We start from the raw sequence: 21,093 nt of genomic DNA, 5'->3' as shown, positions 1-21,093 counted from the left end.
CGAGGATTTTCAACATCCCTGACATATCTTCTTGCAACACTGCGCGTCGAATCGAACCAAGCCAAGGACTGTCGAGATGGATATCGCACCTTTCACTTCGCGCAAACAACCGCTGCGCACGCCGCGTGGTCAGCAGGGTTTTACCCTGATCGAGATCATGGTGGTGGTGGTCATTCTGGGGATTCTCGCGGCGATGGTGGTGCCCAAGGTGCTCGACCGGCCGGATCAGGCGCGGGCGACGGCGGCGAAGCAGGACATTGGCGGCTTGATGCAGGCGTTGAAGTTGTATCGCCTCGATCACGGCACGTACCCGAGCATGAATCAGGGCTTGAAAGTGTTGGTGGAGCGGCCGGCGGATGCGAAGAACAGCAACTGGCGTTCGTACCTGGAGCGCTTGCCGAACGATCCGTGGGGGCGGCCTTATCAGTACCTCAACCCCGGCGCCAATGGCGAGATCGACATCTTTTCCCTCGGTGCCGACGGTCAGCCGGACGGCGACGGCGTGAATGCCGATATCGGTTCCTGGCAGTTGTAAGGCCGGCCATGAATCGCCGTTCGCCCAAAGGGGCGAAGCAGGGAGGCATGGCGATCATCAGCGCCTTGTTGATTGCTGCCGTGGTGGCGGTGATCGCGGCAGGGATGTTGACGCGCCAGAGCGTTTCGACCCGTGCGCTGGAAGCCGATCAGCAACGGATTCAGGGGCGTTGGCTGGCGCAGGGTGGGCTGGAGATCAGCCGCCAATTGCTCTGGGATGCGCGCCAGCGTGACCCCTTGACCCGGCTCGATCAGCCGTGGGCGCAACGCTTGAATGCGCAGGGTTTTGAGGGGCGGCTGGAGGATGAGCAGGGCAAGTTCAACCTGCGCAATCTGGTGGCCAACGAGCGCGTTGATGACGAGCAGGTGCAAGCGTTCGAGCGCTTGTGCGGGTTGCTCGGTGTCAATGCCGGGCTGAGCCAGCGGATCATCCAGCGGGTGATCGGCGCTTACCCGCGACTGCTCAATGCGCAGATCGCCGAGACGACGAAAAACACCTTTGACAGCGGCCGCTTGACCTCGCCAAACACTTCACGCAAACCACAAAACCCGACATTGCCGATGCTGCGCAGCCTTGAAGATTTGCGCAGCGTCGATGGGGTGAATGACGCGGTGATCGGCAAACTCGCGGCGTATCTGACGGTGATTCCGGCGACGACCTGGCTCAATGGCAACACGGCCACCGCGCCGGTGTTGGCGGCGTATGTGCCGGGGTTATCGCTGGAGCGCGCGCAGGCGCTGATCAATGAGCGCGATGCCGGGCGCTGGTTCATCAACCGGGGCGATTTCGTCAACCGCTTGCGCATGCCTGAGCTGGAGCTGACCACTGTGCGCGTTGGCATCACCAGCTACTGGTTTCGCCTGCGCGGCGAAGCGCGGCGCGATCAGCGGCGGGTCAGTCTCGAGGCGTTGCTGCATCGCAGTCAGGATCGTTTGCCGCAAGTGGTCTGGTCGCGGGTGGGCGCATGAGTCAGCTCAGAGTGGCACTGCCGCCATTGGCGGATCTTGATCTCGATAGCGAGCTGCACGTTGCCTGGCTGGACCGTGCCGGTCAGGTCAGCCGTGAACAATCCATGAGCTTTAGGCAGTTGAGCCAGGTGCCGAAACTGCCGCCGCTGCTGGGTTTTCTGCACCCGGCGGACAGCCTGTTGGCGAGTATCGATCTGCCGCCGCTGCCGGCCAATAAAACCGCAGCGGCGGTGCAATGCGCGGCGCAGGCCTTGGTGCTTGGCGACCTCAGCGAGATGCACGTTGCCCACGGGCCGCGCGACGAGGCCGGGCGGGTGCAGATCGCCTGGGCACCGCGGCAACCGTTGCTACAACTGGCGCAGTTGTTGAAACACGCGGGTCTGAATCTGCGCGGTCTCTACCCGGCGGCATACAGCTTGCCGGTGTTGCCGGGCACCGTCGCGTGTGTGCGGGACGGGCATCTGCTGCTGCGTGACAGCGTGCAAGCCGCGCGGGTGCAGCCATTGTTCGGCGAGGATGTCGACACCGCGATGTGGGAGCCGGGCACCACCCTGCACTGGATTGGCGATCAGGCGCCGGCGTCTGCCGAGGTGCCGATGGCCGAAGCCCAGCGTTGGACTGGACCGTTGCCGGGGTGGGGCTTGCACGGCGCGGTGCAGTCGCAGACTACCGAACATCGCGGCTGGGGCCGGGCCATCGGCTTAGCGGCACTGGCCGTTACGGTGTGGGTTGTTGGCCTGAATTTGTATGCCGCGCGCGAAGCCAGCCAGGGCCAGCAGCTCAAGGCGCAGATGAGCCAACGGGTCAAACAGGCTTTCCCGCAATTGCCGGTGATCCTCAACCCGCTGCAACAGGCGCGTCAGCAATTGGCCGAGCGGCAGAAAGGCGCAACCGATGATCCGGCACAAACCTTCAATCGCCTGGTGCTGCAGGCCGGCAGCGGCATGCCGTCCATGGCCGGTACGGTCGAGCGCCTGACCTTTGCCGACGGCACGTTGCAACTGGCGTTGCTCAGCGAGGCCCGGCGCAGCGCCAACAATCAAGAGTGGCAAAGCACGTTGGCGCAGGCCGGCATCAGCGTCACCGCCGACGAGGAGGGCTGGATTTTGCGCCCGTCCAGCGAAGCCACTGCAAGCGACAGCGACGACAGCAGCGGAGCAAATGAAGATGAATAAGCTCGCGCCTTACCGGGCGAAGTGGCAGCGCTTCAGCGCTCAGTTGCAGGCGCGCTGGCAGCCGTTGGCGCCGCGCGAGAAACGCATGGTCGGCGGCATGGCCGTGGCGCTGATTGGCCTTTTACTGTGGGTTGCGCTGATCCAGCCGCCGTTGAAAAAAATCAGCTATTGGCAAGCCGAAACGCCGAAGCTGCGCGCACAAACCGAAGCGCTGGAGGTGCTGCTGCGCGAAGTCAGCGTGCGTCCGGACGGGCAAAGCGTGGCCCAGGCGCTGGAGCAATCCCTGCAGGCCAGCAGCCTGGCCGGGCACTATCAATTGCAACCCGGTGAGGCCGGCGCCTGGCAACTGAGCTTCGATGGCGCGCCAGCGGACGCCGTAATCGACTGGCTGCTGAGCACGCCGTCGCAACTTTCTCTGCAAGTGGTCGAGGCGCGTTTGCAGCGCGCAGACAACCCCTCGACCGAAGTCACTGCCGGCACGTTGTCAGGCACCGTTCGCATGGATCAGGCGCTGGGCGCTAAGGAAGCTTCATGAAGGGGTCAGGATCCAAACCGGCACAACTGGCATTGCCGTTGTTGCTGATGGCGTTGAGTGCGTGCAGCAACACCGGAGCGCCGCAAAATCAGCCACCGCTGCTGGTCGACAGTGAACTGGGCCGACCGCTGGCGAATACCCAGCGCAGTGGCGACGCGGTGCTCGATCGCGAACGCGCGCAGGCGCAGGCGCGACCGGCGCCCAAACAGTTGCACAACATCAGCAAAAGCGCGCGGGCCGGCGCCACGTCCACGGGCAGCACCTTGCCGAGCAACCCGTTGGGCGATCAACCGGTGACATTGAATTTTGTCGACGCCGATATTCAAGCGGTGGTGCGCGCACTGTCGCGTTCGACCGGCCAGCAGTTTCTCGTCGATCCACGGGTCAAGGGCACGCTGACCCTGGTTTCGGAAGGACAGGTGCCGGCGCGGCAGGCCTACGACATGTTGCTGGCGGCATTGCGCATGCAGGGCTTCAGCGTGGTCGATGTCGGCGGTGTCGCCCAGGTGGTGCCGGAAGCCGATGCGAAACTGCTCGGCGGGCCGATCTACAGCGCCGACAAACCGGCCGGCAACGGCATGCTCACCCGCACCTTTCGCCTGCAATACGAGAACGCGGTGAATCTGATTCCGGTGCTGCGGCCGATCGTCTCGCCGAACAACCCGATCAATGCCTATCCCGGCAACAACACCATTGTCATCACTGACTACGCCGAGAACCTCACCCGCGTGGCGCAGTTGATCGCCAGCATCGATTCGCCAAGCGCGATCGACACCGACGTGGTGCAGATCCAGAACGGTATCGCCGCCGACATCGCACCGATGGTTGCCGACCTGCTCGATGCACCGGGCAATGATCCGACGCAGAAAATTGCCGTTATCGGCGATCCACGTTCCAACAGCATCATCATTCGCGCCGGCAGCCCCGAGCGCACCGAACTGGCGCGCAACCTGATCTACAAACTCGATAACGCGCAAAGCAATCCGAGCAATTTGCATGTCGTCTATCTGCGCAACGCGCAAGCGGCGAAACTGGCGCAAGCCCTGCGCGGCCTGCTGACCGGTGAGAGCGACAGCGGCAGCAGCGACAGTGCGCGCTCGGTGCTCAGCAGCATGGGCGGCAGCACCGGTGGCAACGCTGGGCAGAGTGGCCAGAGCGGTACTCAAACCAGCGGCACTGCAACGACGACCAACAGCGGCAGCAGCGGCGGCAGTTACGCCCAGGGCAGCGGCGCCAGCAGCAGTAGCGGCGGGGCGCAGAGCAGCGAGCAGAACGTCGCGTTCACCGCTGGCGGCGTGACCATTCAGGCCGACGCCACCACCAACACCTTGCTGATTTCCGCGCCGGAGCCGCTGTACCGCAACCTGCGCGAGGTCATTGACTTGCTCGACCAGCGCCGCGCGCAAGTGGTCATCGAAAGCCTGATCGTCGAAGTCGGCGAGGACGATGCCAGCGAATTCGGCGTGCAATGGCAGACCGGCGATCTCGGCGGCAAAGGCGTGATCGGCGGCGCCAACCTGGGCGGTTCGGGGATCAACCTCAACGGCAAGACCAGCCTTGATGTGCTGCCGCAGGGGCTGAACCTCGGCTACGTCAACGGCACCGTCGACATTCCCGGGATCGGCAAGATTCTCGACCTGAAAGTGCTGGCCCGCGCGCTGAAGAGCAAGGGCGGCACCAACGTGCTGTCGACGCCGAACCTGCTGACTCTGGACAACGAAGCGGCGAGCATTTTCGTCGGCCAGACCATCCCGTTTGTCAGCGGCAGTTACGTCACCGGCGGCGGTGGCACCAGCAACAACCCGTTTCAGACCGTGACCCGCGAAGAGGTCGGCCTCAAGCTCAACGTGCGCCCGCAGATTTCCGAGGGCGGCACGGTCAAGCTCGACATTTATCAGGAAGTCAGCAGCATCGACGAACGCGCTTCCGCCAGTGCGAACGCGGCCGGCATCGTCACCAACAAACGCGCGATCGACACCAGTATTTTGCTTGATGACGGGCAGATCATGGTCCTCGGCGGCCTGCTGCAGGACGGCTACAGCCAGAGCAACGACGCGGTGCCGTGGCTGTCGACGATTCCCGGGATCGGCGCGCTGTTTCGCAACGAGCGCCGGGCGATTACCAAGACCAACCTGATGGTGTTCCTGCGCCCGTACATCATTCGCGACAGCGAATCGGGGCGCAGCATCACGCTCAACCGCTACGACTTCATGCGCCGCGCGCAGGGTGGTCTGCAACCGGAGCGCAGCTGGGCGATGCCGGACATGCAGGCGCCGCAGTTGCCGACAGCGGCGCAAGGTGTGCCGGCGGTGGTGCCGACTTCTGGCCCGCGCGCAACGATCAAGGCAGTGCCAATTCAGGGAGGCCCGCGCCTGTGAGCCGCTTGCCCTACGCCTGGGCCAAGGCGCAGCGGATTCTGCTGCGTGATGACGTGCTGACGGTGTGCCCGTCGACGCCGGGCTGGTCGATCAGCGAAGCGCGGCGCCAGTTTGGCGTGGCGCGGCTGGAGCGGGTGCGCGATGACGAACTCGACGGCTTGCTCGCCGCCGCGTATTCCGACACCGGCAGCGCCGCCGCCGTGGTGGGTGCTGCGGAAAACGAAGTCGACCTCGACCGTTTGATGCAGGACATGCCGGAAATCACCGACCTGCTCGACACCCAGGACGGCGCGCCGGTGATCCGCATGATCAACGCCTTGCTGACCCAGGCGGCGCGCGATGAGGCCAGCGACATTCACATCGAGCCGTTCGAAACCCATTCGGTGGTGCGCTACCGCGTCGACGGCACCCTGCGCGATGTGGTTTCGCCGCGCAAGGCGCTGCACGGCGCGCTGGTGTCGCGGATCAAGATCATGGCCCAGCTCGATATTGCCGAAAAACGTCTGCCGCAGGACGGTCGGATCGCCTTGCGTGTGGCCGGGCGGCCGATCGATATTCGTGTGTCCACCGTGCCGACCGGCCATGGCGAGCGCGTGGTGATGCGCTTGCTCGACAAACAGGCCGGGCGCCTGCAACTGGAAACCCTCGGCATGGACGCGCAGGTGCTGGCCAAACTCGATCATCTGATCCGTCAGCCCCACGGCATTGTGCTGGTCACCGGGCCGACCGGCAGTGGCAAGACCACCAGCCTGTACGCGGCGCTGGCGCGACTGGACGCCAGCACCAGCAACATTCTCACCGTCGAAGACCCGGTCGAATATGACTTGCCCGGGATCAGCCAGATACAGGTCAACGCCAAGATCGACATGACTTTCGCCCTGGCATTGCGAGCGATTCTGCGGCAGGACCCGGACGTCATCATGATCGGCGAGATCCGCGATCTGGAAACCGCACAAATCGCCGTGCAGGCCTCGCTGACCGGTCACCTGGTACTGGCGACGCTGCACACCAACGACGCGGTGTCGGCGGTCAACCGCTTGATCGACATGGGTGTCGAGCCGTTTCTGCTGGCCTCATCGATGCTCGGCGTACTCGCGCAGCGACTGGTGCGGCGCCTGTGCAACCAATGCAAACAGGAAGATCCGGCAGCGCCCGGCACCTGGCGGCCGGTCGGTTGCGCCGCGTGCAACCAGACCGGTTACAGCGGCCGCACCGGCATCCACGAGTTGTTCTGCATCGACGACGACATTCGCACGCTGATCCACCAAGGGGCAGGCGAGCAGGCTTTGCGCGCTTCGGCCGCCAAGGCCGGGATGTTCAGTTTGCGTGAGGACGGTGAGCGCTGGATCCGCAGCGGCGCCACCGCGCCGGAAGAAATTCTGCGTGTGACCCGGGACACCTGATGAATCGCTATCGTTTTGAGGCTGCCGATGCCAGCGGCAAGATCGAGTCCGGGCATCTGGAGGCGGACAGTCAGGGCGCGGCATTCAGCGCCTTGCGTGGCCGCGGCTTGACCGCGTTGTCGGTGCACAAGGAAAGCAACGTTGCCCAGCATGGTGGCGGTGGACTGTTCAGCGCCAGGCTGTCGGACAACGATCTGGCCTGGGCCACGCGGCAACTGGCGAGCCTGCTCGGCGCGAGTCTGCCACTGGAAGCGGCGCTGAGTGCCACCGTCGAGCAGGCGGAGAAAAAGCACATCGCTCACACCCTCAGCGCCGTGCGCGCCGATGTGCGCAGCGGCATGCGCCTGGCGGAATCGCTGGCGGCGCGACCGCGGGACTTTCCCGAGATCTATCGGGCGCTGATTGCCGCAGGAGAAGAGTCCGGGGATCTGGCGCAAGTCATGGAACGTCTCGCGGATTACATCGAGGAGCGCAACAATTTGCGCGGCAAGATTCTCACCGCGTTCATCTACCCGGGCGTGGTCGGGTTGGTGTCGATCGGCATTGTGATTTTCCTGCTCAGTTACGTGGTGCCGCAGGTGGTCAGTGCGTTTTCCCAGGCGCGCCAGGATTTGCCGGGGCTGACTCTGGCGATGCTTACCGCGAGCGATTTCATTCGTGCCTGGGGCTGGTTGTGTGCGGCGCTCATGGCCGGGGCGTTCTGGTGTTGGCGGCTGTATCTGCGCAACCCGGCGGCGCGGTTGAGCTGGCATCACCGGGTGCTGAAGTTGCCGCTGTTCGGGCGGTTTATCTTGGGCTTGAACACGGCACGGTTCGCCTCGACCCTGGCGATTCTCGGCGGCGCCGGGGTGCCGCTGTTGCGCGCGCTGGAGGCGGCGCGGCAGACGTTGTCCAACGAGCGCTTGAGCCTGAGCGTCAGCGAGGCAACCGCGAAAGTGCGCGAGGGCGCGAATCTGGCCGCGGCGTTGCGCGTCGAAAACGTGTTTCCGCCGGTGCTGATTCACTTGATCGCCAGCGGCGAAAAAACCGGCTCGTTGCCGCCCATGCTCGAGCGCGCGGCGCAGACCCTGTCGCGCGACATCGAGCGCCGGGCGATGGGCATGACTGCACTGCTGGAGCCGCTGATGATTGTGGTGATGGGAGGAGTGGTGCTGGTGATTGTGATGGCGGTGTTGTTGCCGATCATTGAGATCAATCAGTTGGTCCAGTAGCGGTGTGCCTGAAATATTGATGGTGACTGGGCCGGCCTCATCGCTGGCAAGCCAGCTCCCACAGGGTTTTGTGTTGTGTCGCAGTTCGCATTGTCAACCTGGCTCCTTGTGGGAGCTGGCTTGCCAGCGATGAGGCCAGTCAGGCCAATGAACAATTCAAAGTTTTTGCAAAAGATTCTCCATCACCCGACCGTCAATTCCCCCATCCTCGGGTTCTCCTTTCTGTCATCTGCAACCACCCGCCAACGGCTCCAGCCCGATTGCGCCAAACCCGCGATCCAGAGACTCCGACAAACCCCACAAACACCCGAGAAAACCGCTCTGAAAACAGCGTTCAGCTCCCGAGGTTTTTTCCTTTATCTGTCACCGGAAACTGCGAATTTCTCAGTGCGACTTAACCCAGGCCAGCCAGCGAGGGCCCGGTGAGTCCTCAATAAAAGCGTCATGCAAGTCATCCGAAAACCTGTGTTCACAACCTAGTTGAAAAGGAGATTCTTCATGTTCAAGCGCACTCTGATCGCCGCGTCCCTGACCGTCGCCGCTCTGGCCTCCGCTCAAGCCATGGCCGTTACCGGTGGTGGTGCAACGCTGCCTGCCGCTCTGTACAAAGGTTCTGCCGACAGCATCCTGCCCGCCAACTTCAGCTACGCGGCTGTGGGTAGCGGCGCCGGCAAAACGGCTTTCCTGACCAACGTCGCCACTGGCTTTGGCGCCACCGGCACTGTGCACTTCGCCGGCAGCGACTCGGTGCTCAGCGCTTCGGAAATCAGCACCTACAACAGCGCGTTCGGCGGTTCATACGGTCCGCTGATCCAACTGCCTTCGGTTGCCACTTCGGTTGCCATCCCTTACAAAAAATCCGGCCAGACCGCTCTGAACCTGACCAGCGCTCAACTGTGCGACGCCTTCTCGGGCACCGTGACGACCTGGGGCGGCCTGCTGGGCACTGCTGACACCACGCCGATCCGCATCGTTTATCGCAACACTTCCAGCGGTACTTCGGAAATTCTCACCCGTCACCTGAATGCTGTCTGCCCAACCAAGTTCACCACCAACTCGACGTTCGTCAAAGCACGTCCAGCCGGTTCCACCTTGCCTTCGAACTGGGTCGGTGTCGCTGGCACTGCTGACGTTGCGCCTACCGTTGCAGCCGTTGATGGTTCGCTCGGTTATGTCGGTCCGGATGGTGTAGACGCCACCAGCAACGCCCTGGTTTCGCGCATCAACAACGTGCAGCCAACCTCGGCCAACGTTGCCCTGGCACTGGCTTCGGTGACTCCACCGGCGACCGCTGCTCTGGCCGCTGATCCGACTCGCTGGTCGCCAGTGGTGGCTAACCCGGCCATCGGTTACAAACTGGCTGCCTACACCAACCTCATCGTTGGTCAGTGCTACAAGGATGCAGCTGTGGCCAACGACGTGAAGGCTTTCCTGACCACTCACTACAACACCACCACCAACGACCTGGCCATCAAGAACCACGGTTTCGTGACTGTGCCATCGGCCTGGAAAACCAAGGTGTATGAGACCTTCGTTTCCAACGCTAACGGTTACAACCTGAACATCAACAACACCAGCGTCTGCAACACCATCGGTCGTCCTCAGTAAGGCGCTCGATTCACTCTGCAACACGAATGGCAGCCCTCGGGGCTGCCATTTTTTTGGCTCCCGTTCGCGGGGCATTCGATAAGGAGATTGAACATGTACAAACACATTGCAAAGGTTGCGTTGCTGTCGGGGGCGTTGATGTCGGGCCACGCGTTGGCGGTGACCGGTGGCGGGGCGACGTTGCCTGCGGCGCTTTACAAGGGCTCGGCCAACAGCATTTTGCCGGTCAGTTTCAGCTACGCCGGTGTTGGCAGCGGGGCAGGTAAAGCGGCGTTTTTAAGCAACAATGCTGCGCCGTTCGGCACTACAGGCACTGTGCATTTCACTGGCAGCGATTCGATCCTGACGGCAAGCGAAATCCGCCAATACCAGAGCGCTTTTAACGCCAGTTATGGTCCGCTGATTCAGCTGCCATCCGTTGGCACTGCAATCGCCGTGTCCTATAAGAAGAGCGGTATCAATAATCTCAACCTGACGAGCAGCCAGTTGTGCTGGGCGCTGTCGGGTGAGGCCCCAACGTGGGGCCATCTCATGGGCACTGCCGACACCACACCGATTCGCGTGGTCTACCGGAACAACGCCAGCGGCACCTCGGAAATCCTCACTCGCCACCTCAATTCCGTTTGCCCGACAAAGTTCTCGACCAGTTCGTTGTTCACGACGGCGCGCCAGCCGTCAGGTTCGACACTGCCGAGCAACTGGGTCGGGGTGTCGAGCGACAGAGATGTCTTGCCTACGATCAATCAGGTCGACGGCTCGATCGGTTACTCCGGCCCTGACGGTGTACTGGTGAGCGATAACACTGTCGTTGCGCGTCTTAATGGTGTGTTGCCAACCCTGATCAACATCGCGCTCGGACTGTCGTCCATTGCGCCACCGGCGTCAGAGTCTCAGGCAGCCAATCCCGCCAATTGGTCGCCCGTGGTGGCGAACCCTTTCAACGGCTACAAAATGGTCGCCTACAGCAACTTGATCATCGGGCAGTGCTACAGGGATGCCAACGTGGCCAACGAGATTCGCGCCTTCCTGACCACCCACTACAGCAATCCTGGCAACAATGCCGCGGTGGTGGCGCACAAATTACTGGTGATGCCACTGAGCTGGAAAAACGCCGTCACCGCCAACTTCATCACTAACACCACTGGCTACAACCTCGACATCAACAACCCTTCCGTTTGCAACGGGATTGGCCGTCCTCTTTGAAACAGCGGCGTGCCAATCAATGGCAGCCCCTGGGCTGCCATTTTATTGCCTGCAAAACAACCACAGACACCGCGGATACTCCGCAAACATGAAGTTTGTGTGACATCCGTTCGGTCGCGACCGCCGCCAACTGCCTATGACGTAACAGCAGGTTTTTGCACGCCTGCGGCCTGTGTGGCAACCAAAGTGTGGCAACCAAAGTGTGGCAACCCAAAAGGATCTCGTAGTGATGCTCGCTCGCCCATCCCGTCGTACCAACGTCCAGCCGTTCAAACGTGAAGCCGCGGAGCCGGCGCTGTGGTTGCTCAAGCCACTGGCCCAAGCGGTGGCGTTGTGTCTGGTGGCGGGTAATGCGCAGGCGGCAACGGCGTTCAGTTCGAACTGGTTCGCCGCCAAGGGGGCCGCGCAGCAAGGTGCAGCCGCGCGGCCGAGCAGCGGCGGCTTGCCCGGCATGACGCCGCCACTGGCACAGCAGCAAAAAGCCAACCAGCAATTGCAGCGCTCGATCCAGACCCTGAACAATACGGTCGCCGCGATTGCCGCGCAGCAGGCGGCTCAGGCGGCGGGTCGGGCCGCTGCGCTGGGGTCGGTGCAGTTTGTCCCGGACGGTCTGGGCGAGGGTGGCCTGAAAGTCGATAACAGCCTCACCCAAGGTTGGCAGAATGCCAAGGGCCCGCAGCAAACCCAGGCCGACGGCAAGACCACGGTGAAGATCGAACAGACCGCCGACAAGGCCATTCTCAATTGGGAAACCTTCAACGTCGGGCGCAACACCACGGTTGAATTTGACCAGCAAGCGAACTGGGCGGTGCTCAACCGGGTCAACGATCCGAATGCCCGGGCGAGCCAGATCCAGGGGCAGATCAAGGGCGACGGCACGGTGATGCTGATCAACCGCAACGGCATCGTCTTCAGCGGCAGCAGTCAGGTCAATGTGCGCAACCTGGTGGCAGCGGCGGCCAGCATCACCGATACCCAGTTCCGCGAGCGTGGTCTGTACTTTGACAGTAGCGCCACGCAGCCGACCTTTACCGATGCCGCGGGCAAGGTGCTGGTGGAACGCGGCGCGAGCATTGCCACGCACCCACCCGCGACGTCTACTGATGGCGGTGGTTATTCCTTGTTGCTCGGCAGCGAAGTGCAGAACGACGGCAGCATCAGCACCGCCAAGGGCCAGACCGTGCTCGGCGCCGGTGACCGCTTCTATATCCGCAAGGGCGCGGGCACCGAGGGCAATGCGCTGTCGACCACGTTCGGCAACGAAGTCACGCCGGGCTTCAAGGCCGGCGATGTCAGCGGCAAGGTCAGCAACAACGGTTTGATCCAGGCCGCCACAGGCGACATCACTCTGACCGGCCACGAAGTCGTGCAGAACGGCGTATTGCTCGCCAGCACCTCAGTGGCTGCTCGCGGCACCGTTCACCTGTCCAACCCCGCCAGCGACACCAACGGCAGCGTCACGCTGACGCAAGGCAGTGTCACGGCGATCATGCTCGACAGCAGCGACCTGACCGCGCTCGACAGTCAGCATCAGGCGGCCCTCAGCGCGGTCACTGCGAACAACCGGATTCGGGGCGATCAGTCGCGTATCGAGATTCAGAGCGGTGGCAGCGTCGAGTTCCAGAACGGCTCGATTACCCTCGCTACCGGCGGGCAAGTGGCAGTGACGGCGCAGCGCCGCAGCCTGGTGCGCGACGGGGCGATGATCGACGTGTCGGGCGCACTCGGCGTCAAGGTGGCGATGGAAAACAACAACATCAAGATCAATGTGCAAGGCAACGAGCAGCGCGATGCTTCGGTCAACCGCGAGAAGGGCGCGCTCAACAGCAATGACATCTGGATCGATGTACGCGAACTGGTCTACGTGCCGGCGGGCACCAACGGCTATGCCACGGATCGCTGGTACACCGCCGGCGGCTTGCTTGAAGTCGGCGGTTATCTCGGCACCCAGACGCACAGCGTCGGCGAATGGATGGCGCAGGGTGGGACGGTGAGTTTTGCCGGCAACGATGTGGTCACCGAAAAGGGCTCGTTGATCAAACTGTCCGGCGGCACCCTGGATGTGCAAAGCGGCGAGATTCGCCAGACCTGGCTGCGCGGTGCGGACGGCAAGTTGTATGAAGTGTCCCGTGCGCCGGGCGATCTGCTTTACACCGGGTTGTACAACGGTTTCGAGGACAGCAGTGAACGCTGGGGTCAGACCCGCTATTTTTACAACCCGCTGATTGCCCCGCGCTCGCGTATCGAGTCGGGTTACACCGTGGGGCGGGACGCCGGGCAACTGGTGATCGCCACGGCCAACGCCATGCTCGACGGGCAGATGCTCGGCGAGGTGTATCAGGGCGAGCGGCAAAATCAGGCGCCCAAACCGGTGCTCGACGGGTATGAGCAGAGCCAGACCGCGCTGGCACGCCGCGCGCAATTGATCGTCGGCAGTTATGACCCGGCGTATGTCGCGGCGGCGGGCGGCGTATTGTATACGCTCAATCCGTTGCTGGATCAGGTGCAGATCGGTGGCGACAGGCCGCTGGCCGGCAATGACCTGGACCTCGCCAGTGCGGTGTCAGAGACGCGCCAGGGCAAGCTGTTTCTCGATAACGAGCAGCTCAACGGCTTGCGTCTCGGTGCGCTCAAGGTGGCGGCCCGGGATCAAGTCGTCGTTGACGGCGCGATCACCGTTGATACCGCTGGCGACATCACGCTGTATGCGCCGGATGTGCAGATCGGCGCAGACCTGACCGCGCGTAGCGGCAGCCTGCGTCTGGGCAACGTGCTCAATCAGTTCAACGGTACCCAGAGCAGCGACACCCGGCTCACGGCGACAACCGGCAAGCCGACGCAAGTGTCTGTGGCCGAAGACGTTCACCTCGATACCCGCGGCGTCTGGAGCAATCTGCGTACCCGGCCGGACGATGGCGCGAGCCTGGCCTCGCTCAACGGTGGGCGGGTGTCGATCCGCAGCAGCGGCGATATCAATATCGGTGCCGGCAGCGTGCTCGATGTGTCGTCCGGTGGCGCGATCCTCGCCAACGGCAAGACCCGCGGCGGCAAGGGCGGTGATTTGACGCTGGAATCCAGCGCGATATCTACGCCCGGCCAATCGCACCTGCGCCTCGATGGCCAGTTGCGTGGCTACGGTGTAACGGGTGGCGGCACCTTGACCGTGCAGGCCAACAAGATCCTGATCGGCCAGAGCGACAAACCGTTGGCCGACAACACCCTGCAACTGTCTACCGATCTGTTCAACAAAGGTTTCTCCGCTTACAACCTGATTGGCTTGAGCGGTCTGGACGTGGTTGAAGGCAGTGTCGTGGACGTCAGTCTGCCGCTGTACCGTTTTAGCGATGCCGCGCCGAATCAGCTCAGCGGCGCCGATCCACAAGCGGCGCTGGAGTTGTGGACGCCGGCGCTGTTCCAGCAAAACCCGACTGAGGGCGTGCTGACGCAACGCGCCGGTGCCAGCCTGACGCTGCAAGGCGGGGCCAGCCTGCTCAGCCTGATCGATGCGGCCAACAGCAGCCTGACCCTCGGCCGTGGCTCGCGCATCAGCGTCGACCCGGGGCAAAGCATCACATTGCGCGGCGCCGGGCAGATCACCGTGGACGGTGAACTCAATGCCTGGGGCGGCACCATTGATATCCGCCAGCAGCAGTTCGGCTCGATCAAACCGGCCACCTCCGATCAACTCGCGGAGCCGAACGCGCATGACCGTTCGATCTGGATCGGTGAACACGCGCGGCTGGATGTGGCAGGGCGCGTGAACACCGCAGTGGACGCTTTGGGTCGCACCTATGGGCAGGTCGGCAAGGCGGGCAGCATCATCCTCGGTGGCGAGATCGACGCGAAACTCGCCACGGCCACTGCCGCCGATGCTTACGTGGTGGTGCGCCAGGGCGCACAACTCGATGCTTCGGGCGCCGAGGCGCTGCTGGACATCGCCGGGCAGGGACCGACGCGCGTAGCCACGGATGGCGGACGCATCGCGATCGGCTCTTACAACGGCCTGTTCATTGACGGTGATCTGCGCGCACTGGCCGGCGGTGCCGGGGCAGCCGGTGGTCGTCTGGAAGTGGCGCTGGAGACACCGTTGTACGTCGATTCGGCGGACAACAGTGTACGCACGCCACGCGAGTTGATCATCGACCAGACATCGACCGGGCCGACGCTTGCCGCCGACCTGCGCCCAGGCGAGGCTGACGACGGTTTGCGCTACGGTCAGGCTCGTGTGCATGCCGACAGTCTGATGGCGGGCGGCTTCGACACCCTGAGCCTGCTGAGTAACGGACTGTTGTCGTTCGACGGTGACGTCAACCTGCACATGCAGCAAAGCCTTAGCCTGTACGCCGGGGCGTTGTCCCTGGCCGAGTCAGCCAAAGACACGGCACGGGTCGATCTGAGCGCGCCGTATCTGCGCCTGTCCGGCGTCGGCAGCTATTACAGCGTGGTCGGCAGCGTGCGCCCGCGCCTGACGAACAGCCCGACCGCCAGGCTGGCGGATGCCCGCTTCACGGCGTCGGCCAACCTGATGGATCTGGGCAATGGTCTGTCGTTCGGGGCACAGGGTTCGATCCTGCAACTGAAGGCAGCGGCCGCCGAATACAGTCGCCGTGGTTTTGCCCAGGTGAGTCTCGACAGCAGCGGTGATCTGCGCTTTCTGGCACCAACCGATGGCGCGGAGAAGAGCCGTTTGTGGACCCCGGGTGATTTGAACCTGCGTGCGGCACAGATCTATCCCGCCAGTGATGTTCAGGCAGAAGTGCGTGTCGGTTATCAGGGCGCGCAGTCGCCGGCCGAACATACCCTGCGCATCGGCGGCCACGGAGCGGCGCCGGCTGCTGCGCCTTTTTCGGCGTTCGGCAAGCTGACCTTCTCGGCGGCGTCTATCGAGCAGGGCGGTGTGTTGCGTGCACCGCTGGGCAAGATTGTCCTTGGCGACGACTTGTTGACCACCACCCGTGAAGTTCGTTTGTTGCCGGGCAGCGTGACGTCGGTCAGCGCTGCCGGGCTGGTCATGCCATACGGTGGAACCACTGATGGCATCGATTACCGCTACGGCGGCAGATCGGTGGTGTTGAACGGCGTCACCGGGGAAGCGACCGGTGTGTCGATGAGCACGCAGTACATCGATGTGCAGAGCGGCGCAATCATCGATTTGTCGGGCGGTGGCGACCTGCGCGGTGCCGGTTTCATTTCCGGGCGCGGCGGTTCAACAGATGCCCGTTTCAATCCGCTGGTGCGCAACGCTACCGACGGCACGTTCAGCTTGCCGGGTTTGGCGAGCAACCCTGTTTACGCAATCGTTCCGGGCAACCAGAGCACCTACGCACCGGTGTTGGCCGAGGCCGGCGCAGTCGATCCGCGTATCGGTCAGCAGGTCACTATTGGCGCTGGAGTGCCGGGTCTGGCGGCGGGTACATACACGTTGTTGCCGTCGACGTTTGCCTTGCTGCCCGGGGCATTCCGGGTCGAAGTCAACGGTCAGGCAACGCCGGGTGCAAGCCAGGGTGCGTTGCCGATGCGTAATGGTTCGTGGACTGGCAGCGGACAAATGTCGATTGCCAACACCCCCCTGCGCGACAGCCTCGCCCAACAGATCATCCTGACGCCGGCGGATGTGTTGCGCCGTTACTCGCAGTACAACGAAACCAGTCTCGGCCAATTCATTCAGAGCGATGCCGTGCGCCGTGGAGTCCCCGGGCGCTGGCCCCGCAGGACGGCAAGACGCTGGACCTGCGCCTGATTGACGGTGGCGAGCAGGACATCGCATTGCAGTTCAACGGACAGGCGCGCTTCGGCGCCGCCGCGGGTGGCCTGGTGGGCACGGCAGTGGTGCGCAGTGGCAATGCCCGCAGCAGCTTCGAAATCCTCGGCAGCGGGCAGGCGCCCACCGAGGGCTTCAACGGTATCTCGCTATACGCCGAAACGTTGAATAACCTCAACGCCGGACGTTTGACCCTCGGCGCGATGCCGACCGTCAGTTACAGCACGTCGGGCAACATCATCGGATTCATCGGGGACACCTCCAGCATCGTCCTGCGTGACGGGGCGTTGCTGGCGGCGCCGGAAGTATTGCTGCGCACCAACTCGATCAGTGGCGGCATCACCGTCGAAGCGGGCGCCGGGATCAACGCCCTGGGGCGTGGCAACGCCGCTTATGACTCGACGGCCGGGTACATTTACCAGCCGGGCGCGTCCAGTGTGGTGGTGGTCTCGAACGGCTGGACCAATGTGCTGGCGCCGGAGGCGGGCGGCGGTTTCACCGGTGCCGGCAGCATTCGGATCGGCACTTGCACCACGACGGTTTGTGCCAGCCCGGCGCTGCTGTATTCAAACGGCAGTATCACCGCCGCGACGGATAACCAGTTCGAGCTTGGTGAAGCCGTGCGTTTTGGCACGCGTCATCTGGCGCTGGCGGTGGGTGCGCTCAACGCTGGCAGTGCCCAGGCACTGGCGGCTGCTGGCGACCGCGTACCGGCCGGTCTGACCTTGAACCAGAATGTTCTGGATCGTTTGCTGCGCGGTGATACCCGGTTCGGCGCGCCGGCTCTGGAGACACTGAGCCTGACCACGCGTGATGCCTTCAATCTCTACGGCAGCGTGACCCTCGATACCTTCGATGCGCAGACAGGCCAGAGCAAGCTGCAAAACCTCGTGCTCGCCACCCCGGCGATTTATGGCGCAGGCGTTGCCGAGGATATCGCGACGATCCGCACCGCCAACCTGATCTGGAACGGGGCCACTCAGGACCCCGGTAGTGTGATCAGCGGCGGCGCCGGTACCGGCAGCGGTACCCTGGATATTCAGGCACAACGCATCGAGTTGGGTTACGGCCCTATGCCACAACCCAATGGCCTCGATCAGAACAATCGTCTGGCGCTGGGGTTTGCCAACGTTAACCTGAGCGCCAGCGAACGTATCACCGCCAATCACAAAGGCAGCCTGGCGGTGTATCAGCAGCAGGGCGCTTACGACCCGCTCAAGGGTTACGCCTACACGGGCGGCAACCTCACGCTGCGCACACCGTTGCTGACCGGTGAGGCAGCGTCGGTCAATCTGCTCAAAGCCGGCAATCGCTTGACGCTCGGCGGTGCGGCAGCTTCGGGTGTGGCCGATGCCCTCGGCGCTGAGCTCCATCTGCAAGCCCGCGATATCGTGCTCGACAGCCGCATTGCGCTGGCCAGCGGCAAACTCACGGCCAAAGCCGAACACGACTTGACGCTGGCCGACGGTGCGCAACTGGACATGTCCGGGCGCACCTTGCCGTTCAACGACGTCAGCAAATACAGCTGGGGCGGCGACGTATCCTTGTTGAGCAACAACGGCAATATCCGCCAGCTTGCCGGGTCGCGCATCGACCTGTCGGCAAAAAACAACCAGGCCGGCAACCTCAGCGCCGTGGCCTTGGCAGCGGATGCCGGCATCGTCGATCTGCAGGGCGAGATTCTCGGCGCCAGCAGTGGCTATTACGATGCCGGCGGCACGCTGGTGCCGTACAACGCCGCTGGCGTGGACATTCGCGCGCAGCAGTTGGGCGGTGATGCGAGCGTGCAGTGCGCGGCACTCAACCAGCGCCTGAACGCCGGGCAGGTGTTCGGCAGTCGCAGCTTGCAACTCAAACAAGGCGATCTGCGGATTGGCGACGGGCTCAAGGCTGGCGAGGTCAATGTCTCGGTGGACAATGGCAGCCTGACGGTCGACGGTTTGATCGATGCCAGCGGCGAGCGGGTCGGCAGCATTCGACTGTCGGCACAAAACGGCCTGACGCTGGCCGGCGACAGCGTGCTCGATGCCCATGGTCGGGTGTTGCGCGTCGACAGTTACGGCAAGATCATCGACGCGCCGAACCGTGCCATGGTCGAGCTGAATTCAGGCGCCGGGTTGTTGACCCTGGCGTCGGGTACGCGCATCGACTTGCGTCATGGTACCGATGCGGTGCCGGGTGTGCTCGCCGGTCAGCACGATCAGATGCTGCGCGGTACCCTGGAACTCAACGCACCGCGTCTGGGCGCCGGTGACATCGCCATCGACGCGACTGGCACCGTGAATATTCAAGGCGCGCGTTCCATCGGTCTCAATGGCACGCGGCGCTATACCGATGCGCGCGATGGCGTCGATCCAGCGGTCAGTGGCCGGCCGTATCAGGTGATCGATCAGGCGCTCTTTACCCGCATCGACGGCGACAACACGACTTTCATCGAAGCCGCGCTGAGTAACGCCGATCTGTTGCAACGCAAACTGGCCGGTCTGAACAACGCGGCTTACGCCGATGCTTTCCATCTGCGTCCCGGCGTCGAAATCGCCAGCAAGACAGCGGACGGTGACCTGGTGGTGGAAGGTGACATCGATCTGTCGCGCTACCGCTATGACAGCATCAATCCGCACTCTCGCAAGGTCGCTGGTGTTTATGGCTCTGGTGAGTCCGCCAGCCTGGTGATCCGCGCCGGCGGCAACCTGGATATCTACGGCAGCATCAACGACGGTTTCGCGCCGCCACCCGAAACCGTCGACGACGCTGGCTGGAAGCTGTTGCCGGGCGTGCAGCCGTTCGGCGGCGATCTGATTGTGCCGGGAGCCGGGGTGACGCTGGCCCCGGGTACGCAGTTTCCCTCGGGCGTGGCCCTCAACTACGATTTGCCCATTCAGGCGACGACACTGGTCAGCGGTACGCTGCTGCCGGTGCAGGTAGAACTGGCCGCACCTTATACCTTCAGCGCCGGCACGGTGCTGGCGGGGGCGGTGCATGACGCTTCGGGCAATCTGTTGTATGCCGCCGGGACGCTGCTCGGCGACGATGTCACGGTACCGGCCAATAGCCGTCTGGGCGCCGGTATTCGCTTGAATCGCAACACGGCATTGAATGCCATGACCTGGCCCAAAGGCGTGCCGTTGCCAGGCGCTTTCGATGCCGACACGGGCAGTAGCAAGAATTTGATGTTGAGCGGTTCACTGGCGCTGTTGCGCGGCTCGCTGATTCCGTCGATGACCAATGTGGTGCTCGCTGACGGTGTCGCGTTCATCGAGTTGCGCGCTTTGAATGGCGCCAGCCAGGGCGCCAACTGGGCACTCGCGCCGATGTTGCCGTCCGGCAGTGCGTCGTGGTCGATCCGCGCGGTGGCGGGGGCTGATCTTTCCGCAGCCGACAGTCGTGCGGTGCAACCGCTTACCGCCGAGGGCAATCTGCGCCTGGCGGACACCCATTACGGGGCGAAGATCACCGAAGGCAATCCACGCGCGGTGTGGTCGGAAACCAATCAGTATGGTTTCCCAGCCTTCGAACCGGTGCCCGAGGAATACCTGATTCTCTGCGACACCGATCCCGGTGCCTGTGCACCCATGGCGCGCTGGACCTGGGCGCCAGGCAACCAGTTCGGTTTCCAGGATTACGCGCCGATTCCCGAGGAATACCTGACGCTGTGCGACAGTTATCCCGAGGTGTGCGTCGAAAGCAATCCGGCGAAGAGCGCTGCCATCCACAGTCAGATGTTCAGCGTCTTGCGCACCGGCACCGGCGATCTGGATCTGATCGCCGCCGGTAATCTGAGCATGGCCTCGCCATTTGGCGTGTACACCGCGGGCACCCAGTCGGCCGATGTCGATCCGCGCTACAACCAGATGCGTGGGCGCTTGTCGGACAAGGACTCGGTATTGGGCAGCGCCGGCAGCGATGTCGAAAAATGGGTTAACGGCGGCGCCGACAGTCTTTATCAGGCCTGGTATCCACAGTTGGGGGGCAACCTGACGATCAGTGCCGGCGGTTCGGTTTCTGGCGATACCCTTGGGCGCAAGGCCGCCAATAGCGGCGGCTACCGTGAGCAGGTGCCGAGTGTGGCAGTGGGCAACTGGCTATGGCGTCAGGGCACCGGCAACACTGACGTGCCGACCGCCTGGTGGATCAACTTCGGCAGTTATGTGACTCAGCCATTACCGGATGCCGACATGGACGCTGCGCCCTATCTGGTGGGCTTCACCGGTTTCGGTACGCTGGGGGGCGGCAATATCCGCCTGCGCGCCGGCGAAGACGCCGGCATGCTCAGACCGATGGGGATTCGCGGACCCATCCGCGCAGTCAGGGGCTGA

The 21,093-nt window shown here is 63.3% G+C and carries 11 protein-coding genes; all 11 read left to right on the top strand.

Annotated features, from left to right (window positions below; genetic code table 11):
- Window positions 1-76 precede the first annotated feature (76 nt).
- The 11 genes from gspG to M0746_RS29465 all read left to right on the top strand — a co-directional run bounded on the left by gspG (window position 77) and on the right by M0746_RS29465 (window position 21,093).
- Window positions 77-535: a type II secretion system major pseudopilin GspG gene (gene gspG / locus M0746_RS13205; RefSeq protein WP_090282977.1), complete on the top strand. Its 459-nt coding sequence runs from the start codon at window positions 77-79 to the stop codon at window positions 533-535.
- Window positions 536-543: 8 nt separating this feature from the next.
- Complete coding sequence (gene gspK, locus M0746_RS13200; protein WP_258449488.1) at window positions 544-1,503, top strand: type II secretion system minor pseudopilin GspK; 960 nt, start codon at window positions 544-546, stop codon at window positions 1,501-1,503.
- The gene (gspL, locus tag M0746_RS13195) at window positions 1,500-2,678 is read left to right on the top strand and encodes a type II secretion system protein GspL (RefSeq protein WP_258449487.1); all 1,179 of its coding nucleotides are present in this window, start codon (window positions 1,500-1,502) and stop codon (window positions 2,676-2,678) included. The genes gspK and gspL overlap by 4 nt, the downstream gene beginning before the upstream one ends.
- The gene (locus M0746_RS13190; protein WP_258449486.1) at window positions 2,671-3,213 is read left to right on the top strand and encodes a type II secretion system protein M; all 543 of its coding nucleotides are present in this window, start codon (window positions 2,671-2,673) and stop codon (window positions 3,211-3,213) included. The genes gspL and M0746_RS13190 overlap by 8 nt, the downstream gene beginning before the upstream one ends.
- Window positions 3,210-5,591 carry a type II secretion system secretin GspD gene (gene gspD / locus M0746_RS13185; RefSeq protein WP_258449485.1) on the top strand — a complete coding sequence of 794 codons (2,382 nt, stop codon included), beginning with the start codon at window positions 3,210-3,212 and terminating at the stop codon, window positions 5,589-5,591. Before M0746_RS13190 ends, gspD begins: the two co-directional genes overlap by 4 nt.
- Window positions 5,588-6,994, top strand: coding sequence for a type II secretion system ATPase GspE (gene gspE / locus M0746_RS13180; protein WP_258449484.1), 1,407 nt, complete (start codon window positions 5,588-5,590; stop codon window positions 6,992-6,994). Before gspD ends, gspE begins: the two co-directional genes overlap by 4 nt.
- The gene (gene gspF, locus M0746_RS13175; protein WP_208937695.1) at window positions 6,994-8,205 is read left to right on the top strand and encodes a type II secretion system inner membrane protein GspF; all 1,212 of its coding nucleotides are present in this window, start codon (window positions 6,994-6,996) and stop codon (window positions 8,203-8,205) included. The genes gspE and gspF overlap by 1 nt, the downstream gene beginning before the upstream one ends.
- Before the next feature lie 498 nt (window positions 8,206-8,703).
- Window positions 8,704-9,813 (top strand): substrate-binding domain-containing protein, encoded by a 1,110-nt coding sequence (locus tag M0746_RS13170; protein WP_208937694.1) that lies wholly within the window; start codon window positions 8,704-8,706, stop codon window positions 9,811-9,813.
- A 93-nt stretch (window positions 9,814-9,906) separates the two neighbouring features.
- On the top strand, window positions 9,907-11,016 hold the full coding sequence (locus tag M0746_RS13165; protein ID WP_258449483.1) for a substrate-binding domain-containing protein: 1,110 nt from the start codon (window positions 9,907-9,909) through the stop codon (window positions 11,014-11,016).
- Window positions 11,017-11,245: 229 nt separating this feature from the next.
- Entirely contained in the window at window positions 11,246-16,756 is a 5,511-nt protein-coding gene (locus M0746_RS29470) for a two-partner secretion domain-containing protein (protein WP_446731332.1), read from the top strand.
- Between the two features lie 26 nt (window positions 16,757-16,782).
- On the top strand, window positions 16,783-21,093 hold the full coding sequence (locus tag M0746_RS29465) for a hypothetical protein (protein WP_446731331.1): 4,311 nt from the start codon (window positions 16,783-16,785) through the stop codon (window positions 21,091-21,093).

Origin of the sequence: Pseudomonas sp. S11P7, assembly GCF_023195435.1 — a bacterium.
Taxonomy (GTDB): domain Bacteria; phylum Pseudomonadota; class Gammaproteobacteria; order Pseudomonadales; family Pseudomonadaceae; genus Aquipseudomonas; species Aquipseudomonas fluorescens_G.
This window is presented reverse-complemented; position numbering and strand designations above follow the sequence as displayed.

Bases quoted from the DNA above. Each gene is read 5' to 3' on its own strand.
- gspL (WP_258449487.1), top strand. From the start codon at position 1,500: ATGAGTCAGCTCAGAGTGGCACTGCCGCCATTGGCGGATCTTGATCTC.
- gspF (WP_208937695.1), top strand. From the start codon at position 6,994: ATGAATCGCTATCGTTTTGAGGCTGCCGATGCCAGCGGCAAGATCGAG.
- gspK (WP_258449488.1), top strand. From the start codon at position 544: ATGAATCGCCGTTCGCCCAAAGGGGCGAAGCAGGGAGGCATGGCGATC.
- M0746_RS13190 (WP_258449486.1), top strand. From the start codon at position 2,671: ATGAATAAGCTCGCGCCTTACCGGGCGAAGTGGCAGCGCTTCAGCGCT.
- M0746_RS13170 (WP_208937694.1), top strand. From the start codon at position 8,704: ATGTTCAAGCGCACTCTGATCGCCGCGTCCCTGACCGTCGCCGCTCTG.
- M0746_RS29470 (WP_446731332.1), top strand. From the start codon at position 11,246: ATGCTCGCTCGCCCATCCCGTCGTACCAACGTCCAGCCGTTCAAACGT.
- M0746_RS13165 (WP_258449483.1), top strand. From the start codon at position 9,907: ATGTACAAACACATTGCAAAGGTTGCGTTGCTGTCGGGGGCGTTGATG.
- gspD (WP_258449485.1), top strand. From the start codon at position 3,210: ATGAAGGGGTCAGGATCCAAACCGGCACAACTGGCATTGCCGTTGTTG.
- gspG (WP_090282977.1), top strand. From the start codon at position 77: ATGGATATCGCACCTTTCACTTCGCGCAAACAACCGCTGCGCACGCCG.